We start from the raw sequence: 22,367 nt of genomic DNA, 5'->3' as shown, positions 1-22,367 counted from the left end.
TTGCCCACAGATGTGAGCATCTGGTCTCTGTGCCCGCTGCGTTACGGAGAGACAATGCCACCGAAGAGAACCTACGCCGTGCTCGCGACCATGGCAGTCGCCGCCGGCACGCTGGCCACCGCAGGTCAGGCGGACGCACACCAGAAGCCGCACCACCAGGCACCGCACCACCAGGCGCCGGTCTTCCACCGCACCGCCACGTACCCGGTGTTCCAGAACCGCCCGGCCGGCGAGGACCCGGCCACGGCGACCGTCGCGGAGATCTCGGCGGTCAGCGAGGACGGCCGGACCCTGGTCTACACCGACGCGCTGACCAAGCGCATCGGCTTCCTGGACATCAGCAGGCCTGAGAGCCCGCGCGGGCTCGGCACGCTGTCGCTGGCCGGGCTCGGCGACGCCGAGGACGAACCGACCTCCGTGGCCGTCGTCGGCCCGTACGTCCTCGTCGTGGTCAACACCAGCGCGAGTTACACCAGCCCCTCGGGACGCCTGGACGTCATATCCCTGCGCGACCGCAAGCGGGTCCGGAGCATCGACCTCGGCGGCCAGCCGGATTCCATCACCGTCACCAAGGACAAGCGCTACGCCGCGATCGCGATCGAGAACGAGCGCGACGAGGAGGCCACGCCACCCGGCGGCGACGAGGGCGACCTGCCCCAGGCCCCGGCCGGATTCGTGCAGATCGTCGACCTCCAGGGCTCCGCGCCGCAGCACTGGAGCACCCGGGCCGTCCCCCTGACCCGCGCCGACGGCAGCGCGCTGCCCGCGCTGGCCGGCGCCGGGATCGCGGAACCCACCGACCCGGAGCCGGAGTACGTCACCGTCAACGGCCGCAACCAGCTGGCGGTGACCCTCCAGGAGAACAACGGCATCGTCCTGATCGACCTGCCGACCGGCCGCATCACCAAGGCGTTCAGCGCCGGCACGGCCACCGTCCGCGGCATCGACACCGTCAAGGACGGCGTGATCGACCAGACCGGCTCGATCACCGACGTCCGGCGCGAGCCCGACGCGATCAACTGGATCGACGACCGCTACCTGGCCACCGCCAACGAGGGCGACTGGAAGGGCGGCACCCGCGGCTGGTCGGTCTTCGACAGCCGCACCGGCAAGGTCGCCTGGGACGCGGGCAGCAGCTTCGAGCGGATCGCGGTCCGCCACGGCCTGCACACCGAGGACCGCGCGGGCAAGAAGGGCACCGAGCCGGAGGGCGTGGTCGTCGCCACCTTCCACGGGGTGCGCTACGCGTTCGTGGGCTCCGAGCGCAGCAACTTCGTCGCCGTCTACGACCTGAGCCGCCCGACGGCCCCGGTCTTCCGCCAGGTGCTGCCGGCGACCAACGGCCCCGAGGGGCTGCTGCCGATCCCGTCGCGCGACCTGCTCGCGGTCTCCAGCGAGGAGGACGACGCCTCGGTCAACGTACGGGCCTCGGTGAGCCTGTTCCGACTGGGCAAGGGCACTCCGTCGTTCCCGACCGTCGTCTCCGCCACGGACTCCACCGGCGCGCCGATCGGCTGGGGCGCGCTGGGCGCGCTGTCGGCCGTGCCCGGCCGGTCGCACGAGCTGTACACGGTCACCGACGCCGCGTACGCCGTCACCAGGATCCTGACCGTCGACACCTCGTGCTCGCCCGCGGTCGTCACCAGGGCGCTCACCGTCAAGGACGCGGACGGCAAGCCGGTCGGCTACGACGCCGAGGGCATCTTCGCCCGTCCCCAGGGCGGTTTCTGGCTCGCCGTCGAGGGCGCGACCGGCGACGGCAACAAGTTGGTGCGGCTCGACCGCGACGGGGTGACCCGGCAGGTCGTCGCGCTCCCGGCGGATGTCGCCGCGGGCCTGGCCAAGCAGGGCTTCGAGGGCGTCACCGCCACCACCGACCGGCACGGGCACGAGGTGGTCTGGGTGACGCTGCAGCGCGAGGTCAAGGGCGACCCGGCCGGGGTCGTCAGGATCGGCCGGTACGACGTCCAGGCCGGCACCTGGAGCTGGTACGGCTACCGGATCGGCACGACCACCGTCCCCGGTGACTGGATCGGCCTGTCCGAGATCACCGCGGTGGGCGACAAGCTCGCCCTCATCGAGCGCGACAAGCTCAACGGCCCGGCCGCCGCGGTCAAGCGGATCTACACGGTCGACATGCCGGGGTCCGCCGCCCCGGCGGGCACGGTGCCGGTGCTGCAGAAGAAGCTCGCCCACGACGTGCTGCCCGACCTGCGCGCGACGAAGGGCTGGACGCAGGAGAAGCTGGAGGGCCTGACCGTGGGCGGTGACGGCGAGGTCTACGCCGTGACCGACAACGACGGCCTGGCGGACGCCACCGGCGAGACGGTCTTCCTCCGCCTCGGCTCGGCCAAGGGCATCTTCGGCCGCCGCTGACCCGTCACGGCACGGACGCGGACGGCCGCCGGCGAGGTGCCGGCGGCCGTCCGGGCCTCACGTCGTCGTCCGGCGTCCGGCGTCCGGCGTCAACTGGCCCTGCACCAACGGCCCGTACCGCGCGACGAGGTCGTCGGTGCCGGACTCCCGCATCGCCGGGCCCCGCGCGATGCCGTACATGACGCCGAAGCCGAGCAGCACGGCCAGCGCGAGCTCCGCGCGCAGCCCGGCGTCGGGGCCGGTCAGCCGCTGGGCGAGCCGATCGGTCACCTGCGCGCGGAAGTTGGCCCGCAGGACGTCCCCGGAGTCCCCGTGGAGCGGTGCGAACGCGATCCGCAGCACGGGGTCGGTGCCGTCGTGGCGCTGGGTCTCCAGCACATGGCGCACCATGTGGTGGCCCAGCCGGTCCAGCGGCGCGTCGAGGAGGGCATCGGCGTCGCTCTCGAAGGACAGCACCCGGGCGAACAGGGCCTCCTTGCTGCCGAAGTACTTCAGGACCAACGGCGGGCTGACGCCCGCCCGTTCGGCAACCGCCTTCAAGGTGATGTCGGCGTGCGGCTGGCGGGCCAGGAACCAGCGCACGGCCCGCAGGATCGCGGCCCTGGTCGCCTCCGCGTCGCGGCGCCCGCCCGCACCGGAGTCGGCGGCGGCGTCGTGGGCGCTCACGCGTCCTCCAGGGTCGCGTTCGGCGCCTGCTCCGCCGTCCCGGCTGTGTTCCGGTCCCCGCGCGGCGCACGGTCGCCGGGGATCGACAGCGCGGCGGCGATCGCGACGACCGCGACGAAGCCGGCCATGGCGAACGCGACCTGGTAGCCCGCGAGCGTCGGCACGGGGACCCCCGCGACGGGGCTGGTGTGGTGGACGAGCACCGCGGCCACCGCCGCGCTGGAGGCGGCCTGGCCGATGGTGCGCATGAGGACGTTGACGCCGTTGGCGGAGGCGCTCTGCTCGGCGGGCACGGCCCGCAGGATCAGGGTGGGCAGCGCCGAGTAGGCGAGTGTGGTGCCGCTGGAGATCACGGTGGCCCCGACCAGGATCACCCACAGGTCGCGGCTGTCCGCGACGCGTATCACGTAGCCGAAGGCGATGACGGCCGCGCCGAGGGCCAGTGTGATCCGCGGACCGCGGGCGGCGGATATGCGGGCCGAGACCGGCGACAGCAGCAGCATGGTGAGGCCCGCGGGCAGCAGGCACAGACCGGTCTCGAAGACGGTCAGGCCGAGGCCGTACCCGGTGGCCTTGGGCGCCTGCACCAGTTGCGCGGTGACCAGCGAGTTGGCGTAGAAGGCGAAGCCGGTGAGCATCGCCGCCACATGGGAGAGCCCGACCCGCGCGCCGGAGGCGAGGCGCAGGTCGACCAGCGGCTGCGCGGCGCGCAGTTGGTGCAGCCACCACAGCACGAGGACGGCCACCGCGGCGGCGAACAGGCCGACGATCCGGCCGCTGCCCCACCCCCACTGCCCGCCCTGGGACACCCCGAGCAGCAGGCAGATCAGCCCGGCGGCCAGCCCGAGTGCCCCGACGACGTCGAACCGGCCGCGCGTCCGTCCCGGCGCGTCGGCGACCGCCCACCAGACACCGGCCACACCCAGCGCGCCCAGGGCGCTGGTGAGCCAGAACATGGTGTGCCAGTCCGCGTACTGCACGACCAGCGCGGCCAGCGGCAGGCCGAGGGCGGCGCCGATGCCGACCGTGGAGCTCATCATCGCCACCGCGGATCCGCGCCGCTCGGGCGGCAGTTCGTCGCGCAGCACGCTGATCGACAGCGGGACGACGGCGGCCGCGGCGCCCTGCAGGGCCCGGGCCGCGATGAGCACCCAGATCTGCGAGGACAGGGCGCACATCACCGAGCCGAGCGTCATCAGGGCCAGGGCGCCGGTCAGCACGCGGCGCTTGCCGTACATGTCGCCGGCGCGGCCGAGCACCGGGGTGAGCACGGCGCCGGACAGCAGGGTGGCGGTGACCATCCAGGAGACGGTGCCCGCCGAGGAGTGGGTGAGCCGCGGCAGGTCCGGCAGCAGCGGGACGACCACGGTCTGCATGACGGCCATGAGGATGCCGCCGAATGCCAGCACCGGCACGGTCAGCCGTTTGCGCAGGCCGCCCGGCACGGGCCCGGTCCTGGTCGTGTCGGGAACCGGGGCGGGCTGGGCCATGGGGGCGTCTCCAGACGAGGCGACGGGACGGTGAATCGCGATTCACCTTATCGGGTGAATGGCGATTCACCAATCCCGCGCCCGCGGTCACGACGGGACGGCGGTCACCCGGTCCCAGAACCAGTACAGGCTGACGATCACGATCGGCGCGGTCATCGCGGGCAGGACCCAGCGGTGCGCGGGGGTCCTGCGCAGGAGCACCAGCAGCGGGAACACCACGGCGATGACGCCCAGTTGCACCGCCTCGATGCCGACGTTGAAGCTGAGCAGCGACAGCAGCAGTTCCCAGGACCAGCTCTCGTCGATGCCGAGCGCCCCCGCGAAACCGAGGCCGTGCACCAGGCCGAAGAGAAAGACCACCGGCAGGCGCCAGCGCCCGGTGCCCTCGCGGTCCCGCAGAAAAATGCCCGCGCACGCCATGGCGGCGATCGAGGCGGCGATGACCGGTTCGACGACCGCCGCCGGCACGGTGACGACGCCCATGGCCGCCAGCAGGAAGGTGACGCTGTGCGCGGCGGTGAAGGCGGTCGCCGCGAGCAGCACGTCGCGCAGGCCGCGGGCGCCGATGAGCAGGGACAGCAGGAAGAGGATGTGGTCCAGGCCGAACAGCAGGTGTTCCATGCCGAGCAGGAAGAAGTCCGCGATCTGGCGGGACTGGTGGTGTCCCCCGGTCGTCAGGGTCGGCTCGGCGGCGGTGAGCACCTGGGAGCCGCGCTGCCCGTCGATGTCGTAGTGGACGATCGTCTCCGTGCTGTGGACGAAGCTCTCGGCGTCGGGGAACAGGGCGCTGGAGACCGTGTAGGTGCCGTCCGCGCCGGCGGGGCAGTCGTAGGCCAGGGTGAGGACGGCGAACGGGCGGCTGCCGCGGGTGTGGACGCGGGCGTCCCCGGCCGGCCGGGGTGCGCAGGCGGTGCCGTCGTGGGCGAGGGCGAAGCGCCCGGTGACGTACGCGTTCACGGCCTGGGCGTTGGCCTTGAGCTGGCGCAGCTGCTCGGCGCGGTCCTTCGCGCCGTACGCCTCCTCGTACAGCCAGGCCGACTTCATCAGGAGGTCGTACTCGAGGTCGAGTTCCGCCCGGACATCGGTGCCGGTGCCCGTCACCTCGACGTACGCGGTCGTGGTCGCGTCGTGCGCGGCGGCCGGGGCGGGGCGGGCGAGGCCGGCGGCGAGCAGGGTCAGGAGCGCCGCGACGACGGTGAGGAGCGCGGCGGGCAGGCGCGGAGCGGCGGAACGCATGGGGATCCCGGTTCTCGTGGTCGAAGGGGGTGGAAGCGGCGCGCCCGCCGTCCCGGACCGGGTCGGGTCCGGGACGGCGGGCGGTCAGCCGGTCAGCACGTCAGCGCGTCACCTGCCGGACGCGGACGGGCCGAACCACGGGTACGCGGAGTCCTCCGGCCCCCACGAACCGGCCCTGCCCTTGGCGTCCTTGGTCACGAACACGGCCGGCTCGGAGCCGGTGACGCCGCCGCCGGTGGAGCGCGCCGTGACGATCCACGCGTGGGTCGTGTCCGGCTCCAGGTCCCGCCAGGTCACCGAGGCGACCCCGCCGGAGGCGGCCTTGGCCTCGCCGATGACGCTCACGGGGTTGTAGAGCGCCAGCGAGTCGGTCCTGAAGGTCGTCCTGCGGCTGCTGAGGTCGATCGGCAGCACCATGTTGTCCTCGGTGCCGTCGTACCGGTGGTCGGTGTCGTACTCGGTGGCGCCGAACTCGTCGAGCAGCGGCGAGTAGGTGTCGACGGTCAGCTGGGAGCGCTTGACGTCGAACTGGAGCATCCGGAAGAAGCTCGCGCCGAACTGGAGCTGGTCGTCGGGCTTGTAGCCGCCGATCTCGGTGAGGCCCAGCCGGTCCGCGGACACCGTGTAGAACTGGTAGTCCGCCAGCAGCTCCACGACGTCGTGCGCGACCTCGCCGACCCGGGGCTTGATGTTGGTGCCGACGCCGTGCTCGTGACCGGCGAGGATCAGGAACACGTTCGGGTTGTCCTGGACCACGGTCTTGTAGAGCATCGAGCCGTCGGGCGCGGAGAACGGTGCGCCGCGGCCGTTGGGGTTGCTGCTGGGTGCGAGGTAGTCGTGCGAGAGCAGGATGCCGTTGCGGTCGGGGAAGCGCTTGAAGATCGAGTCGGCCCATTCGGCCTCCTCGCGCGTCACCCCGTAGGACAGGCCGACCACGACGAAGTCGAGGCCGCCGGCGGAGAACAGGTCGTAGTGGTTCTGGTTGTCGCCCTCGCGCCAGGGGCCGCCGTACTCGGCGTGCTCCCAGCCCTTGGACAGCGCCTGGTAGCGGTCGGGGCCGTAGTACTTGTTGTAGATGGCGCCCGGGCCGTTCTCGGTGCCCGACTGGTTGTCGTGGTTGCCCGCGATGACGCCGTTGGGCACGCCGGCGTCGTCCAGGATCTTCTGCTGCTTCGAGGACACCTCCAGCTCGCCGGTGACTTGGCGCTGGGTGGCCTCGTCGGCGGGCTTGCGGATGTTGTTCTCGATGAGGTCGCCGGTGTGCGCGACGTAGGCGATCTTGCGCTTGTCCTTGTTGTCGGCGATCCAGCGCGAGACGTCGCCGTACGCCTTCTCCCAGACCGCGCGCTCCTCGGCCGTCTCCTGCTCGACCGCGCCCTCGGAGAGGTACTGCGTGTCGGTGTAGTGGACGATCGAGAAGTCGTAGGAGTCGGGGTCGGCGAAGGTGTTCGGGTCGCCGGCGTCGATGTCGTCGGCGAACGGGTCCTCACCGGTCACCATGACGTGCACCTTGGTGCCGTCGACATACTTCCGGTCGACCGCCGCGGTCAGCACGGTGTCGCCCTTGACGGCGCCGCGGGCGCTGGTCAGGACGTCCCACCGCTCGGTCGCGGAGTTCCACACGCGCAGCGCCGCCAGCCGCTCGGGGTCGATGGTCCCCTCCCAGCGCAGCACGGGCGCGTCGACGAGGTCCTTGGCCCGGACGTCGAACCGCTGGTAGGTGACGGCGTCACCGGCCGGCGCGTCGATCGTCGCGCCGTCGGCGGGCTCGATGCCGGTGGCCTTCAGCTTCTGCTCGCCGTCGACCTTGAGCGTGGTGGGAACGGCGGGGGCGGTGCCCTGGTAGACGTGGTCGGGCGTGACGATCTCGGTCTCGGAGAACGTCGCCGTCACCTCGCCCCCGTCGGGCTCGGCGACCTTCGCCGACAGCTGGACGCTGCCCCCCGCGTCGGTCGTACCGGACGCCGGGGAGAGGCCGGTGGGGACGTCGGGGATGCCCGCGGAGGTGAACCTCACCTCGCGGCTCGCGCTGTTGCCGACGCCGTCGGTGGCGGACACCGCCAGCGTGTGCTCACCGGCGGACAGGCCGGGGCCCACCGCCGCGCCGGGCTGGACCGGCCTGCCGTCGAGGGTGACGACCGGCCCGGTCACGACGGCGGAGAGGTCCTTCAGGCGGACGTCGAGGACGACCGAGGCGGTGATCCGCTGCCCGGCGGCGGGGACGCTGGAGGCGATCTCGGGTGCGGAGTTGTCGGTGACCAGGACGCGGGTGGCGGTCCTGCCGGTCTTCGACGTCGCGGCCAGGGTGTGCGTGCCGTCGGCGATCTCCGCAGTGTCGAGGTCGGCGCGCAGGCCCTGGGCGGGGCCGTCGACGAAGAACTCGAGGTCGATCTCGGTCAGCGGGTTGACGTTGTCGCCGCAGTTGCCGTCGCCCAGGCTGTACGAGCCCTTGAGCATGCGGCCGGTGGCCGTGCCGCTCGCCGGGGTGAGGGTGATGTCGGAGACGGCGAAGTCGTCGCGGTTGTCACCGCAGGACGTCGGAAACGTGCCGGTGACGAAGTCGATCGTGTTCCAGCCGGGGACCAGCCACTCGTTGGGGAGCGCCAGGTTCACCCGCTGACTGACGAAGTCGCCGTCGAGAACGTGCTTCTGACCGTTCACCAGCAGGTGGTTCTGGTAGCGGGCCTCGATCGAGTTGGTGCCCACGGTGAAGCCGAGGGTCGCGTTGCCCGCGCCGAGGGTCGGCTCGGCGTGCACGGCCGGGGCGTCGATCGTCCAGTGCAGGTCCGCCTCGCGCAGGCGGGTGGCGCTGTTGCCGCAGCTGCCGTCGCCCATGGCGTAGGAGTCGGCGATGCCGTGGCCGGTGACGGTGCCGCCGTCGAGGGTCAGCGCGAGCCCGGAGATGTCGAAGTCGTCGCGGTTGTTGCCGCAGGTCTCCTTGTACGCGCTGGTGACCACGGTGATCGTGTTGTCACCGGGGACCAGGAAGCGCGCCGGGACCGCGATGTCGACCCGCTGGCTCACCCAGGTGCCGCCGAGGTCGATGCGCTTGCCGTTGACAAGCAGGAAGTTGTCGTACCTGTCGTCGATCGAGTTCGACCCGACGTCGAAGGAGAACGTCGCCGCGCCGTTGCCGAGGTGCGCGGCCGTGGCGGGCACCTTGCCGTCCACGGTCAGCGCCGCGGTGTCGCCCTCGGCGCCCGCGGGGAAGTTCGCGAAGACCGGCTGGAGGCCCTTGACCAGCGTGCCGTCCGTGGGCAGCAGCTTGGGGGCGCCCGCCGGGGCGTTGTTGACCGTCACGGTGTTCTTGACGGACTCGCCCGAGACCGTCCGCGCGCCGATGACGTGCTCGCCGTTGGACAGCCCGGTGGTGTCGACGTCCGCGGACAGGCCGGTGGTGGCCTGCGGGTCGCCCAGGACGAAGAAGCTCAGCTTCGCCTTCGTCAGCAGCGTGGTGTTGCTGCCGCAGCTGCCGTCGCCGAAGGAGTACGTGTACTCGTTCTCCTCGCCGTCCGCGACCTCGCCGAGCAGGTCGAGGCCGATGTCGGAGAGCACGAAGTCGTCGAAGTTGGTGCCGCACGAGCTGTCGACCGTGCCGGCGAAGAACTCGACGGTGTTCTCGCCCTTGTGCAGGCGGTCGTTGGGGATCTCGATGGTGCCGCGCTGGTTGACGAGGTCGCCGATGTCGGCGCGGTAGTCGCCGTTGACGAGGATGTAGTTGTGGTACCGGGCCTCGGTGGAGTTCGACCCGACGTCGAAGCTCAGCCGGGACACGCCGATCGTCGGTTCGGCGTCGATGCCCTTGCCGTCGACGGTGATCCGGCGGATGGAGTCCCCGGCGGCCGTGGGCGTGGCCACGAGCTTCCGGGTGCCCTCCAGGTACGTGCCGTCGCCGGGCGTGAGGGTCGGCCGGCTCGGGGCGTCGGCCGACGCGCTGCGCTCCGGCGCGGAGTCGGCGGCGTAGGCCGCCGTCAGGTTTCCGCTCACGAGCAGCAGCGAGGCGAGCGCCGCCCCGAGCAGCCGCCGGCCGCCCGATCCCCCGGATCCGCCATGTGGCCGTCTGCGCCACTGTGTTGGCCGCTTCACGAACTGCCCCTCCCGATCGATGCAAGGTAAAGGGCACGTCGGGAAAGACCCACGACATGCCCATGGCGGATCCTGAGCGGCGCAGATGAACGGCGTTAAAGCAAAAGTAAACAAGCAGCGGAATGGTCCGCTGGGGCGGGCGGGGACGGCGGTCCAAAACGGTTCGTTCGTCGGCCCCTTGAGGCCCCGATCGACACCCCATAAGGTCCCATTGACGATAAGTCCTCGGCGTGCGAGGCTGACGCGACATCAGGACCGCGGCCCGTCCTGCGTGTACCGCCCGACGACCTGGAGGACACCCATGGCGCACGCCCCCGTAAGCGACTCCCATCTGGACGCGCGGGTCTTGGACCGGGCCGCCGGGGTGCTGCTCGGCGCGGCCGTGGGCGACGCGCTGGGCGTGCCGTACGAGTTCAAGCCGACGCTGAGCGAGGACCAGCAGCCGCGGATGATCGGCGGCGGCCTCGGACCGTACGAGCCCGGCGAGTACTCCGACGACACCCAGATGCAGGTCTGCATCGCCGAGGTGGCGGCGGCCGGAGCGGATCTGCGCACTCCCGAAGCCCTGGACGCGATCGCCGCGAACTTCCAGGGCTGGCTGAGCGAGGGCGCCAGCGACGTCGGCAACCAGACCAGCGTGATCCTGAGCACCGCCGCCCGGGCACCCGGCTCGGCGGGCACGGCGATGCGGGAGGCCGCCCGGGAGTACACCGCCGGCAACCTCCGCAGCGCGGGGAACGGCTCGTTGATGCGGACCGGGATCGTCGCCCTCGCCCACCTCGGCGACGCCGCCGCCATGGCCGAGGCCGCCGTCGCCGTCAGCGCCCTCACCCACCCCGACCCCGACTGCGCCGACGCCTGCGTGCTGTGGTGCTCCGGCATCCGCACGGCGGTGCTGCACGGCACGTTCGACGGCGTACGCGAGGGCCTGGACCTGCTCCCCGCCGAGCGCCGGGCGACGTGGGCCGAGCGGCTGGACGAGGCAGAGGCCCATCCGCCGCGCCACTTCGGCAACAACGGCTGGGTCGTCGGCGCCCTCCAGGCCGCCTGGTCGGCCGTCACCCGCACCGCGGTCCCCGAACTGAGGCCCGCCGAGGGCGGCTTCCCCGCCCAGCACCTGCAACTGGCTCTGGAGGCGGCGGTACGGGCCGGCACGGACACCGACACCGTCGCGGCCATCGCGGGCGCCCTGCTCGGCGCGCGCTGGGGCTGCTCGGGCGTCCCGCTGGAGTGGCAGCAGGCCGTCAACGGCTGGCCGGGCCTCACCGCGCCCGACCTGGTCCGGCTGGCCGCGCTCACCGCCCGGGGCGGGAGCGACGACAAGCTCGGCTGGCCCTCGTCGCCGCACCTGCCGTCCGGCGACCACAGCAGCTTCGCCGTACCCCACCCCCACGACCCCGGCGTGGTCCTGGGCAACCTGGCCCTCGCCCAGGGTGCCGGGCCGGTAGACGTCGACGCCGTGGTCTCGCTCTGCCGCATCGGCACGGCACCTCTCCTGCCGGGGACGGGCACCGACGTCGAGCAGGTCCGCGTGTGGCTGGTGGACAGTCAGGGATCGAACGCCAACCTCCACTACGCCGTCGACCAGGCCGCCCGCCAGGTGCTGCGGCTGCGCCAGGAGGGCAAGCGCGTCCTGCTCCACTGCTTCGCCGGGCAGAGCCGCACCCCGGCCGTCGCGGCGGTCTACAGCCACCTGGCCAAGGGGATCGGCGCGGAGACCGCGCTGCGCGACCTGCGCCGCACGCTGACCGGCGGCTGGCACCTCCACGCGCACCCCGAACTCCAGGAGGCGGTCCACGAACTGACCGCGCGGGCGGTTGCCGTCGAGGGCCGGGAGTGCGTGAAGGCGAAGGTCGCATCGTCCCGGGCGCGCGGGCTGATGCTCGGCCTGGCCGTGGGCGACACGGTGGGCCGTGCCGGGGGCAAGCTGCCGGCCGAAGGCGCGCTGCGGGCCGGGGTCAGCACCCAACTGGCGTGCTTCACCGCCGAGGGCACGATCCGCGCCCTGGTACGCGACGCCGACAAGGGCATCTGCCACCCGCCGTCGGTGGTGTGGCACGCGTACGGCCGCTGGGCCGCGCTGCAAGGCCTGGAGGCCAAGCGCTGGGAGTCGGGCGAAGAGGTGTGGCCCGACGGCTGGCTCGCCCAGGTGCCGGCGCTGGCCGAACGCCGCGGCTCCGCACCGGCGACTGTGGCCGCCCTGGCCGGGATCGAGCAGGGCACCAGGGAGAAGCCGGCGACGACCAGCCGCGGCTGCCACGCGCTGACCCGGGCCCTTCCCCTCGCGGTACTGGGCGCGGCGGAAGGCCCCCAGCTGGCCGCCGATTGGGCTCGCGAGATTGCCGCCCTCACCCACGGCGACCCGGCCGCGCACTCCGCGGCGGCCCACGCGGTGGTACTGGCGGGGCACTGCCTGACCGGTACGCAGGTGCGAGAAGCCCTGCGGGAGGGCCTCCAGGCTCTTCGCGCCGCCGACCGCGACCCGAACGCAGGGGAACTGGACCGGCTCGACGCCGCGCTGCAGGAGGCCGTCGGCCACGGCGCCGACGCCGAACGCCTCGCGGCACTCGCGCCGGACGCCACCGCGCCCTCGGCGCTGCTCGGCGGCGTGTACGTCGCCGCCTCCTTCCCCCAGCGGGAGCAGGTGGGTGACGCGCTGCGCTTCGCGGCGGGGGCGCCGGACGGCGACTCCGTCGCCTGCGTGGCGGGCGCGCTGCTGGGCGCCGCGCACGGCGCGGAGGCCCTGCCCGTCGAACTGGTCAGCCGCCACGAACTGGCCTGGGTCCTCGACATCCTGGCCCGCGATCTCGTCACGCAGCTGGCCCACGCGGACGGAGACCCGCACTGGCGGGGGCGTTACCCCGGCTGGTGAACGGGCACCGGGCCTGCGGGATGCTGTCGGAGGCGCTGATGAGAGGTCCGGCCACCGCCTGGCCCGGCGCACCGCCCGGCCGTCGCAGGCGGCAGGTCTGCATGGCGTGGATGCGCGTGCACGGCCCCCGACGTCACCCGGCCAAGTTCAGCAACGTTCAACGTACCTGGTGGGCGTCGAGGCTGGTGACGGCGTAGACACTCGCACCGGTCTCGCGCTTGCTGGTCAGCTGCAGTAGCTGCGAGGACGTGTGCAAGGACTTTCATCCGCTGCCGCCAACTCCGGCGCTTCAACCCCCAAGACGGAAACAACGGGGACGCCTACCGGGTGGTGTCCGCCGGAACCGACGGCGGCGCGACGATCATCTGCCGGGCGCGTTGTCGGCACGTGGGCCGTGCGCATCGCGGCTGGAACCCGATGGATCGATGACAACGCCGGGGTTGAGGATTCCGGCCGGGTCGAGGACCGTCTTACCGGCCTGCAGGGCGGCGGCGAACAGGTCGGGGCGCTGGCGGTCGTACCACGGGCGGTGGTCGCGCCCCACCGCGTGATGATGGGTGATGGTCGCCCCGCAGCTGATCAGCGCCTCGGAGACCGCCTGCTTGATCTCGTCCCACTGCTCGACCGTCCTGCCCCACTTCCCTGCGGCGTAGACACCGAAGTACGGGGCCGGACCATCGGGGTACACGTGGGTGAAGCGGCAGGTCACGACGCCTTCTGCGCCGACCTGGCGCATCGCGTCCTGGGCAGCGGCGTCGACGGCGGCGCGCAGGGTGCCGAACCGGTCCCATGTGCAGGCCGTCTCGAACGTCTCCACGATCATGCCCTGAGCGGCGAGAGCGTCCCGCTGGTAGGGCATGCGCAAGAAGGAGTTGCGCCAGGTGTCGGCGGCCCCGGTCCGTGCGTCCTGCTCCGCGGTGTCGGCGTAGCGCGGTTCCTCGGCCAGGGTGCCGCCGTGGTCCCTGCACAGGTCCAGCGCGCGTTCCATCGAGGCGTTGACGGGGTGGTCGGCGGATTCGAAGCCGAGTACCAGGACGGCGGTCGGGGCGGCGGCGTTGATGAACGCCTCCATGGGGTCCAGGAGGCGGCAGTTGGCGGGGTTCAGGCCGGACTGCGACAGGGCGCGCACCGCGCGCACGCCCGCGTCGTGGTCGGCGAAGCCCACCGAGGCTCCCGCACGCCACCGCGGCCGGTCCTGGAGGCGTACCCAGGCTTGGGTGATGACGCCGAGCGCGCCCTCCGAGCCGAGGAACATCCGGTCGGGGGACGGTCCGGCTCCCGAGCCCGGGAGACGGCGGGACTCGAGGACCCCGCTGGGAGCGATGACCCGCATCGATTCGGTGAGGTCGTCGATGTGGGTGAGGTTCGTTGCGAAGTGGCCGCCGGCGCGGGTGGCCAGCCAGCCGCCGAGGGTGGAGAACTCGAACGACTGGGGGAAGAACCTCAAGCTGTAGCCGTGGGGCCGCAACTGGTCCTCCAGGTGCGGGCCGAGGACCCCGGCCTGAACGAGCGCGGCCCGGCTGGTGCGGTCGATCTCCAGGACCTGGTCCATGGCGCCCATGTCCAAGCTGACCACCCCGGCGTAGGCGTCACCCACCCTCGGTTCGACGCCTCCCACCACCGAGGAACCACCGCCGAACGGAATGGCCGCGATGTCGGCGTCACTGCACCAGTCCAGGAGATCGACGACCTGTGCCTCGGATGTCGGGCGCACCACAAGGTCGGGCACGTGGGGCAGGCGCCCCAGCAGCGCTCTCACGACATCGCGGAACGCCTGCCCGTGGCTGTGCGCGAGCCGGTCGCGCACATCGGCGGACGCGATCGACGCCAGAGCCGGCGGCGCCTGGACGCGGCTCGCCCGCACTTCGAACGATTCGATCGGCGGGGCCTCGTGCACCGTCAGGTCGGCGCCCGGCAGCATCTCCGCGGTACGCCGGGTGATCTCCGCACGCTCCGCGCCCGTCACCGCGTCCTCGACGTTTCCCCATCCCCACCACGACCGCGTCTTGCTGCCCAATGCCGCACCCCCGATCTGAACGCCGGGTAAATTACCCGTCGGTCACTTTCGCATAGGATGGGCCCATGGACAAGGAGGAGAAGGCCGCCCGCACGGCCGGGACAAAGGGGATGCCCCGCGCCGACCGGGAGAGGCTGATCCTGGACGCGGCGGCACACGAGTTCGGCGCCAAGGGCTACGCACGCGGGTCGACCGCCGCGGTGGCAGCGCGTGCCGGAATCAGCAAGCCCATGATCTACGAGTACTTCGGTTCCAAGGACGGCCTTTACTTGATGTGCCTGGAGTACGCCGGATCCCGCCTCGTCGAAGCCGTCGCTGCGGCGCAGGAGGGTCCGTCCGACATCACGCGTGCCGCGCGCACTCTCGAGGCCATCTTCCGGAGGCTGGAGCCCCGTGTCGACGACTGGGCTCTCGTCTATGACACGACGCTGCCGGCCGACGGGCCCCTCCATGCGGCGGCTGCCGTCTACCGACAGGAGCTGAACCGCCTCGGAGCGGTCGGCGTGGCCGAGTTCCTCGGCTCCTCGGAGGCGGGCGAGGCGCTCGACACCGACCTCGCCACGCACCTGTGGTACGGGACCGTGAGCGCCGCAGTCGCCTGGTGGCGCCACCACCCCGAGCAGAGCGCCGACGACATGACGGCACGCTTCGAACGGATCCTCGCGGTGCTGTATCCGCAGACTGCCGCACCAACCACGGCGGGCCGACCTTGAAGAACCGAAAATCGCCCGCCCGGCCCAGCTGAAAAACGGGCCGCGGAACCGCGCCGCTGATGCCCGCCGGAATCAGCCCGAGCGGGTCCGTCCGGACGGACCCGGCGCCACGCGCGGCGCAAGCTTCCCGCCGCCGTCACATCGGGCCGGGACACCCACCGCGCACCGGAGTACCCGCCCACGCCGACGCCGACGGCGCTCGGCGCTCGGCGCGAGTCTTTGCGTGGTCACACGTCACCGGTACGGCGCAGCGCGGCCCGGACCTCACTCGGCAGAGGGGAACCCCCGGCGCGGAGGGGGATCGCGGGCCGGGCCCGACCGCGAACCGCCGTCCCGGGACGGGTATCCCCTGAGCACCAAACACCCCGAATAGGTAGATTCCGCCTCGGGCGTCCGGAACACGGCCGCCCGCACAGGCATCGACCGCGAGACCCACGTCCGGCCCGCGCAGGCCGCCGCTGACGAACGGGGAGACCGACCATGGCCACTGACTCACCCATGCAGCTCGGCATGATCGGGCTCGGCCGGATGGGCGCGAATCTCGTGCGCCGGCTGATGCGCGACGGCCATCGGTGCGTCGTGCACGACCTCAGCCGCGATGCCGTGCTGGAGCTGGAGAAGGAGGGCGCGACGGGCGCCGGCTCCCTCCAGGAGTTCGTGGAGAAGCTGGAGACGCCGCGCAACGTCTGGCTGATGCTGCCCGCCGGGGTGGTGCAGCCGACGCTCGACGAACTCGCGCCTCTGCTGGAGCCCGGCGACACCGTCATCGACGGCGGCAACTCGTACTACCGCGACGACATGGCCCGCGCCAAGCAGCTCGCCCCGCAGCGGATCCACTACGTGGACTGCGGCACCTCCGGCGGCGTCTGGGGGCTCGAACGCGGCTACTGCCTGATGATCGGCGGCGAGGACGAGCCGGTGGAGCGGCTGGGCCCGATCTTCCGCACCATCGCCCCCGGCCGCGGGAACGCCGAGCCCACACCGGGCAGGACCAGGTCCGACGGGACCGCGCCGGAGGGCTATCTGCACTGCGGGCCTAGCGGCGCCGGCCACTTCGTGAAGATGGTCCACAACGGGGTGGAGTACGGGATGATGGCCGCCATCGCCGAGGGCCTGAGCATCATCCGGCACGCGGACGCAGGGCTGGGCCACCGGACCGTCGACGCCGAGACCGCGCCGCTGCGCGAGCCCGAGGCGTACCCGTACGAGATCGACGTGGCCGAGGTCGCCGAGGTGTGGCGCCGAGGCTCGGTGGTCGGGTCCTGGCTGGTCGACCTCGTCGCCGACGCGCTGGCCCGCTCGCCGCAACTGGACTCGTTCACCGGCCGGGTCTCGGACTCCGGTGAGGGCCGCTGGACGGTCCAGGCGGCGATCGACGAGAGCGTCCCTGCCCCGGTCATCAGCGCCGCGCTCGCCGAGCGGTACGCGTCGCGCGGACTGGGCGAGTTCGGCGACAAGGTGCTGTCCGCGATGCGCGGCGAGTTCGGCGGCCACGTCGAGAAGACCGGGTGAGGGCGCGATGACCCGCCACTCCCCCTCGCCGAGTCATGGCCCGGTGCCCGACGACCACGTGGTGGTGCTGTTCGGCGCGACCGGAGACCTCGCCCGCCGCAAGCTGCTGCCCGGGCTGTTCCACCTGGCCAAGGCGGGGCTGCTGCCTGCCCGTTACCGTATCGTCGGCTCGGCTCCGGCCCAGAGCACGATGAGCGACGAGGACTTCCGCAAGCACGCGCGGGATGCGGTCGCGGAGTTCGGCCGGTCCAAGCCCGAGGGCAAGGCGTGGCGGGAGTTCGAGTCCACGCTCTCCTTCGGCGCGTGCGATCCCGGAGCCGCCGGGCCGCTGCTCGCGGCCGTGCAGGAGGCCGAGAAGGCCATCGGGGCCAGCCCGCGGCGCCTGTTCCACCTGGCGGTGCCGCCGAGCGCGTTCGTCTCCGTGGTGGAGACGCTCGGGGCGAGCGGCCTGGCCGAGAACGGCCGGATCATCGTGGAGAAGCCCTTCGGTACGGACCTCGCTTCCGCCCGAGCGCTGAACGCGTCGATCCACGCGGTCTTCGACGAGTCTCGGGTGTTCCGCATCGACCACTTCCTCGGCAAGGAGTCGGTCGACAACATCCTCGCCCTCCGCTTCGCCAACGGCCTCTTCGAGCCGATCTGGAACCGCGACCACATCAGCCATGTGCAGATCGACGTGCCGGAGAGCATCAGCATCGAGGGCCGCGCGCAGTTCTTCGAGGGCACCGGCACCTTCCGGGACATGATCGTCACGCACCTGTTCCAGCTCCTGGGATTCGTGGCGATGGAGCCCCCCACGGCGCTCGAGGCGCACTCCATGCGGGACGAGAAGGAGAAGGTCTTCCAGTCGCTCAAGCCCGTCGACCCGGCCCATGTCGTCCGCGGGCAGTACGAGGGATACCGCTCCGAGCCCGGCGTGGACCCGAAGTCCGACACGGAGACCTTCATCGCGCTGCGCGTCGGCATCGACAACTGGCGCTGGGCCGGGGTGCCGTTCTACCTGCGCTCGGGCAAGTCGCTGGGCGAGGCGCGGCACGTGGTGACGCTCGGCTTCCGGGAACCGGCGCTGCGCATGTTCCCGCTGGCCGCACGGGCGGGCGCCGGCGTCCGGAGCAACGAGTTGATGATCGACTTCGACGACCCCGGCCGCATCACGGCCTGCTTCCTGGCGAAGGACCCCGGCCCCGCGATGCGCCTGCGCGAAGCGGAGATGGTCTTCAGCTACGCCGAGTCCTTCAACTCGATGCACGCGCTCGACGGCTACGAACGCCTGATCCTGGACGCGATGCTGGGCGACCAGTCGCTGTTCACGCGTTCCGACGGCATCGAGCGCCTGTGGGAGGCATCGGCCCCGCTGCTGGAGAACCCGCCGCCCGTGGAGTTGTACGCGCCCGGTTCGTGGGGCCCGGAGCCCGCCGTACGCAAGCTGATCGCACCGCACCACTGGAGCCTGCCCCGGCGGGGGTGAACGGGGGCGGCGGCCGACTGCCGGGCCTCGACAGCCGGCCGCACCGAGCGTCACCAGCAGAGGCTTGGGCCTCTCCCACCGGAGGGCGGTTTGCCCACCCCGCGAGCACTTGGGAGGCTGCTTCGCACACGGACCGGACCTGTTCCGCAAGCACGACGGCCGACCTGGCGGGCGGGGACGACTTGGCGAGTCCGGCTTCGACGCCAGTGGGGGAGGGACCCGGTCGGCCCCTCCCCCCACCGCGTCAGCCGACCCGGATCAGGTCAGCGTGAGCTTCTTGTGCGCCGAAGTACTGCTGACATAGTTGCCGTTCCCGCCGTAGACGGCCGTGACCGTCGCTGTTCCCTTCTTGTTGGGCAGCTTGATCGTGAAGCTGTGAGCGCCCTTCGCGGCTGCCGTCAGGGTGACCTTGGTGGTTGCGGTCGTATTGCCGACCTTGGCGGTCACCGTGATCGTGCCGGTCGGATAGGCGGCACCGCTGTGCCCGCCCACCACCACCCGGACCTTCTCGGTCTTGCCGTGCGTCGCCTTGGTCCGGGACAGCGTGAGCGTCGTGGCCGACTTCGCCTTGGCGACCTTCAGCTTCTGCGTCGTGACACCGCTGGGGGCGACGACGTCGGTGCCGGTGAACTGTACGGACACCGTGTGGCTGGCGACGGACAGGGACGCCGGCAGCGTGAACCTGCCGGAGCCCGAGGCGCCGACCTTCGCGGACAGCGAGCCGGTTCCGTAACTGACCTTCACCGTGCCGCTGTCGGCACCCGCCACCGCGAAGATCCCGGAGACCGCGTGCCCGTAGGTGGTGGAGGTCTGCTGCAGCGACACGGCAATGGCGCTCTGGCCCTTGGTCAGGACGAGCTGCACGGCGTCCGAGGCCGAGGTGTCCGCGGTGGCGGTTCCCTCGAAGGACGCGGTGAAGCTGTGCGTCCCTGCCTTGAATCCGGCCGGTACGGACAACGATGCCGTCCCGCCGGTGACCGTGCCCTGCGCGAGGACGGTGGTTCCGTCGCGGAAAGTCACCACTCCGCCGTCGGCTCCGTCGCCGGTGACGGCCGCCTTCAGCGCGACCGCCTTGTTGATGCCAGGAGCGGCCGGGTTCAGGCTCAGGGTCGTCGATGTCGTGGCGAGCACATCGATGTCAGCCGTCCCGGTGTAGCCCGAGCCTGCTCCGACCGCGGTGACGGTGGTGCCGCCGTAGGCCAGGTCGGCAGGCAGCACGGCCTGGAACGAGACGCTACCGTCGCTGTTGGCGACGGCGCTGCCGAGCGACGTGGAAGCGAGCGTGAAGGCCACGCTCTCGCCGCTGCGGTAGCCCGAGCCGCCGACCGTGACCGTGGCGCCCGGAGCGGGCTTGCTGTCACTGACCGCCAGCGTCCCCGGCTGCGAGAGTGCCTGGTGTTCGGCGCAGACGCTGCCTTGGGCACCGACCGGGGGCACGGCGGACGTGGTGCCCGTGACGCCGTCGTCCTCGCGGACCGTGAGGGTGCCGAAGTCCTGGCTGCCCAGGACCGCGTTGGTGGAGTTCGACACCCCGATCTTGTACGCGGTGGTCGGGGTCGCTCCGGCCACGGTGTCGCCCGTCACCGGGACCGTCACCGCCTGGCAGGTCGTGCCGGGCTGGAAGGTGACGGGCTGCATGGCGAGGCCGACCTTGCCCGTGGCCGAACCCACCACGGTCAGGTACGCGGTGACCGGCGTCGTGCTCGGCTGCGAGAGGTAGACCGCGACATCGTCCGTGTCCGGGCCGCTGCCTTCCTCCGCGGCGGTCGACGCGACGTTCACCGTGGTCCGCGTGCGGGGGTCGGGGGTGCCCACGCCCTTGCTGTCGAAGCCCAGGTCCGACAGGTACACGCCACCGGTGGTCACGGCGTCGGCGCCGACGGCCGCGGTGAACGTGACCTTCGTGACGTGCTTGAGGTCCAGACCCGCCGCGGCCAGGGTCGCGGTGGGCACGTGCACCTGCTGCAGCACGATCTTGTTGAGGCTGGTCGACGTGCTGGACGGCATCCTGGTGACGCCCCACCTGTTGAGGTCGGACACCAGGTCGCTCCAGGTGCGACCGGAGGCGTCGGTCACACTCAGCGTCATGTCCGTCCCGGTGGTGACGCTCTCGTCCGGGGACATGCTCACGGTCATCTCTTCGTAACCGGACACGTTCCGCTGTGCGGCCGGGATGGTCACGCCGAGCGCTCCGGCGGCCGTCGTCCAGGTCAGGTGCGTCATCGGATTCAGCGGGACGTTCGGTGCGAAGGACGCGGGAGTCCAGTAGGGCACCTGCTGATTGGTGAGCGTGCTCCCGGGGTTGGTGCAGTACGGCAGGGGTTCGGGAACGGTGCGGCCGTACTTGTTGGCGCAGACCGTGGCCGTGGCCCCGGTCGTGGTGCCGATCAGCGGGCTGGTGGTCTTGAACGAGGCGATGTCCTCGCGCAGGGACGAGGGCTGCTCGGCCACGGTACGCACGTCGGCGAAGTCCGCCACGGACGGCGGCTCCAGCTGCGAACCGTCGAACATCCCCTGGAACTGGGTCTGTCCGCCGAGGGTCAGCTCGAAGAAGCCGGAGATGTAGGCCGCGCCGACCTGGTTCTGCTGCTCGGCCGTGAGCCGGATGTTCTTGCCCGAGGCCAGAGCCGTGCTGCTCGTGCCGCAGACGGCGTCGTTGGAGCTCGACCAGTCGTCCGAGCCTGCCGGGAAGGGCGGGGTCCACGACGTGTTGAAGAAGTTGTGGTCGGCGCCCATGACCCAGATGTCGGAACGCTGGACGTCGTCGGAGAACGTGTTGTCCCGCGAGTCGGCGTAGAAGTGCTGACCCTGCTGGTCGGACACGTCACCGTCGCAGTACGGCAGCAGTGTCGTGGTGACGACGTCCGGCAGGGTGGCGCGAGTGAAGTCGATCGGGGCGAGGGCGAAGACCGACTTGATGTTCCACGGGTTCGCCAGTCCCGCGTTGAGGGTACCCGCGGTCACCACGCCCTCGCCGCCTCGCGAGTGGCCCATGAGCCCGATCCTGCTGAAGTCCATGGTGCCGACGAGCTGCGCGGCGGTCATGGCGCCGGCCGGGTAGGTCGCCTGGCCGGCGGTGAGCGCCTGGTCCAGCGTCACGTCCTGGTCGGTCGCCGCGTCGTGGTAGCTGACGGACTCACCCTGGTTGGCCTTCTTGAGCATGGTCAGCGTGTCCAGGGCCAGCTGGCCGCGGGTGATCGCGCCGTCGTCCGGAGAGAGCTGGTTGTCGTTGGCGTTGATGGCGTTCGCCGAGATGGACACGACGGTGTAGCCGTCCGCGGCGAGTGCCTTGCCCGCGGCGTCGTACCCGGCGTAGCTCACGACCGGGGCGGTGCCGTCGGGGCAGGGCCAACCGCTGGCGCCCCTGAGCGTCGTGAGGTTGTAGCACGAGCTGTGGCGGCCGTGCACGAAGACCACCAGCGGGTGGGTGCCTGTGCCGGTGGGCAGGTAGATACGGCCTTCCAGCTCGCCTCGGATACCGCCGATGTCCGCCAACGGGATCGACTGCGCGCCGAAGTTGTAGTCGGCGATCGTGTACGGGGACGTGCCGTTGGTCGTCGGGTCCCCGGAGGTGGGTCCCGAACCGCCGATGCCGTTCGGGACCGCCGAGAGCCGTTTCAGGGCCTTGGCCTGTCCGGCCGCCGATGGCAACGTTGTCGGGCCGGTGGCAGTGCTGTCACCCCCGCTGGACCACTGCCAGGTGATCGACTTGGCCGTGGCCGGCGAACTGTCGGGAGTGGTGACCGTGAGCGTGCGCCCATCGGCGGACTCCGTGGCCGGACCGAGGTCGACACCGTCAGCCAGCAATTCGGGGGCGTCGTCCCTCATGGGCAGTGCCGTGTCCAGCGTCAGCGACACGGCATAGCCACCCGCGGCCTGGGTGACGGACCAACCGTCACCCGAAGCGACCACAGACGTACCGGGACCTTCG

Annotated in this window: 11 protein-coding genes; 5 read left to right on the top strand and 6 right to left on the bottom strand. The window is 71.8% G+C overall.

Translation table 11 applies throughout. The features are described 5' to 3' along the window. Positions 1–54 precede the first annotated feature (54 nt). Positions 55–2,376, top strand: a complete 2,322-nt coding sequence (locus ACIP64_RS13395; protein WP_401585102.1) for an esterase-like activity of phytase family protein — start codon at positions 55–57, stop codon at positions 2,374–2,376. Positions 2,377–2,433: 57 nt separating this feature from the next. Here ACIP64_RS13395 and ACIP64_RS13390 read toward each other — a convergent pair whose 3' ends face one another. From ACIP64_RS13390 to ACIP64_RS13375, 4 genes are all read right to left on the bottom strand, one after another. Next, entirely contained in the window at positions 2,434–3,042 is a 609-nt protein-coding gene (locus tag ACIP64_RS13390; protein WP_401585099.1) for a TetR family transcriptional regulator, read from the bottom strand. Continuing rightward, on the bottom strand, positions 3,039–4,532 hold the full coding sequence (locus tag ACIP64_RS13385) for an MFS transporter (protein WP_401585096.1): 1,494 nt from the start codon (positions 4,530–4,532) through the stop codon (positions 3,039–3,041). The genes ACIP64_RS13390 and ACIP64_RS13385 overlap by 4 nt, the downstream gene beginning before the upstream one ends. An 87-nt stretch (positions 4,533–4,619) precedes the next feature. Continuing rightward, positions 4,620–5,768, bottom strand: a complete 1,149-nt coding sequence (locus tag ACIP64_RS13380) for a HupE/UreJ family protein (protein WP_401585094.1) — start codon at positions 5,766–5,768, stop codon at positions 4,620–4,622. Between the two features lie 108 nt (positions 5,769–5,876). Further along, positions 5,877–9,854, bottom strand: coding sequence for a metallophosphoesterase (locus ACIP64_RS13375; RefSeq protein ID WP_401585092.1), 3,978 nt, complete (start codon positions 9,852–9,854; stop codon positions 5,877–5,879). 301 nt (positions 9,855–10,155) lie between these two features. On the opposite strand from ACIP64_RS13375, the gene ACIP64_RS13370 reads away from it, so the two are divergent. Next, complete coding sequence (locus ACIP64_RS13370; protein ID WP_401585090.1) at positions 10,156–12,726, top strand: ADP-ribosylglycohydrolase family protein; 2,571 nt, start codon at positions 10,156–10,158, stop codon at positions 12,724–12,726. Positions 12,727–13,087: 361 nt separating this feature from the next. Here the strand turns inward: ACIP64_RS13370 and ACIP64_RS13365 are convergent, their stop codons facing one another. Beyond that, positions 13,088–14,743: an FAD-binding oxidoreductase gene (locus ACIP64_RS13365; protein ID WP_401585087.1), complete on the bottom strand. Its 1,656-nt coding sequence runs from the start codon at positions 14,741–14,743 to the stop codon at positions 13,088–13,090. Between the two features lie 65 nt (positions 14,744–14,808). Between ACIP64_RS13365 and ACIP64_RS13360 the strand changes: the two genes are divergently transcribed. The 3 genes from ACIP64_RS13360 to zwf all read left to right on the top strand — a co-directional run bounded on the left by ACIP64_RS13360 (position 14,809) and on the right by zwf (position 18,436). Beyond that, positions 14,809–15,456: a TetR/AcrR family transcriptional regulator gene (locus tag ACIP64_RS13360; protein WP_401585084.1), complete on the top strand. Its 648-nt coding sequence runs from the start codon at positions 14,809–14,811 to the stop codon at positions 15,454–15,456. Between the two features lie 480 nt (positions 15,457–15,936). Beyond that, entirely contained in the window at positions 15,937–16,968 is a 1,032-nt protein-coding gene (gnd, locus tag ACIP64_RS13355) for a phosphogluconate dehydrogenase (NAD(+)-dependent, decarboxylating) (protein ID WP_401585081.1), read from the top strand. A 7-nt stretch (positions 16,969–16,975) separates the two neighbouring features. Then, positions 16,976–18,436, top strand: coding sequence for a glucose-6-phosphate dehydrogenase (zwf, locus tag ACIP64_RS13350; RefSeq protein ID WP_401585078.1), 1,461 nt, complete (start codon positions 16,976–16,978; stop codon positions 18,434–18,436). 258 nt (positions 18,437–18,694) lie between these two features. Here the strand turns inward: zwf and ACIP64_RS13345 are convergent, their stop codons facing one another. Then, the gene (locus ACIP64_RS13345; RefSeq protein ID WP_401585076.1) at positions 18,695–22,294 is read right to left on the bottom strand and encodes an Ig-like domain repeat protein; all 3,600 of its coding nucleotides are present in this window, start codon (positions 22,292–22,294) and stop codon (positions 18,695–18,697) included. Between the last annotated feature and the right edge of the window lie 73 nt (positions 22,295–22,367).

Origin of the sequence: Streptomyces sp. NPDC088733 (assembly GCF_044751185.1) — a bacterium.
GTDB lineage: Bacteria > Actinomycetota > Actinomycetes > Streptomycetales > Streptomycetaceae > Actinacidiphila.
This window is presented reverse-complemented; position numbering and strand designations above follow the sequence as displayed.

Coding starts and splice junctions, on each gene's coding strand:
- ACIP64_RS13380 (WP_401585094.1), bottom strand. CDS start 5,768: ATGCGTTCCGCCGCTCCGCGCCTGCCCGCCGCGCTCCTCACCGTCGTC.
- gnd (WP_401585081.1), top strand. CDS start 15,937: ATGGCCACTGACTCACCCATGCAGCTCGGCATGATCGGGCTCGGCCGG.
- ACIP64_RS13385 (WP_401585096.1), bottom strand. CDS start 4,532: ATGGCCCAGCCCGCCCCGGTTCCCGACACGACCAGGACCGGGCCCGTG.
- zwf (WP_401585078.1), top strand. CDS start 16,976: ATGACCCGCCACTCCCCCTCGCCGAGTCATGGCCCGGTGCCCGACGAC.
- ACIP64_RS13370 (WP_401585090.1), top strand. CDS start 10,156: ATGGCGCACGCCCCCGTAAGCGACTCCCATCTGGACGCGCGGGTCTTG.
- ACIP64_RS13395 (WP_401585102.1), top strand. CDS start 55: ATGCCACCGAAGAGAACCTACGCCGTGCTCGCGACCATGGCAGTCGCC.
- ACIP64_RS13360 (WP_401585084.1), top strand. CDS start 14,809: ATGGACAAGGAGGAGAAGGCCGCCCGCACGGCCGGGACAAAGGGGATG.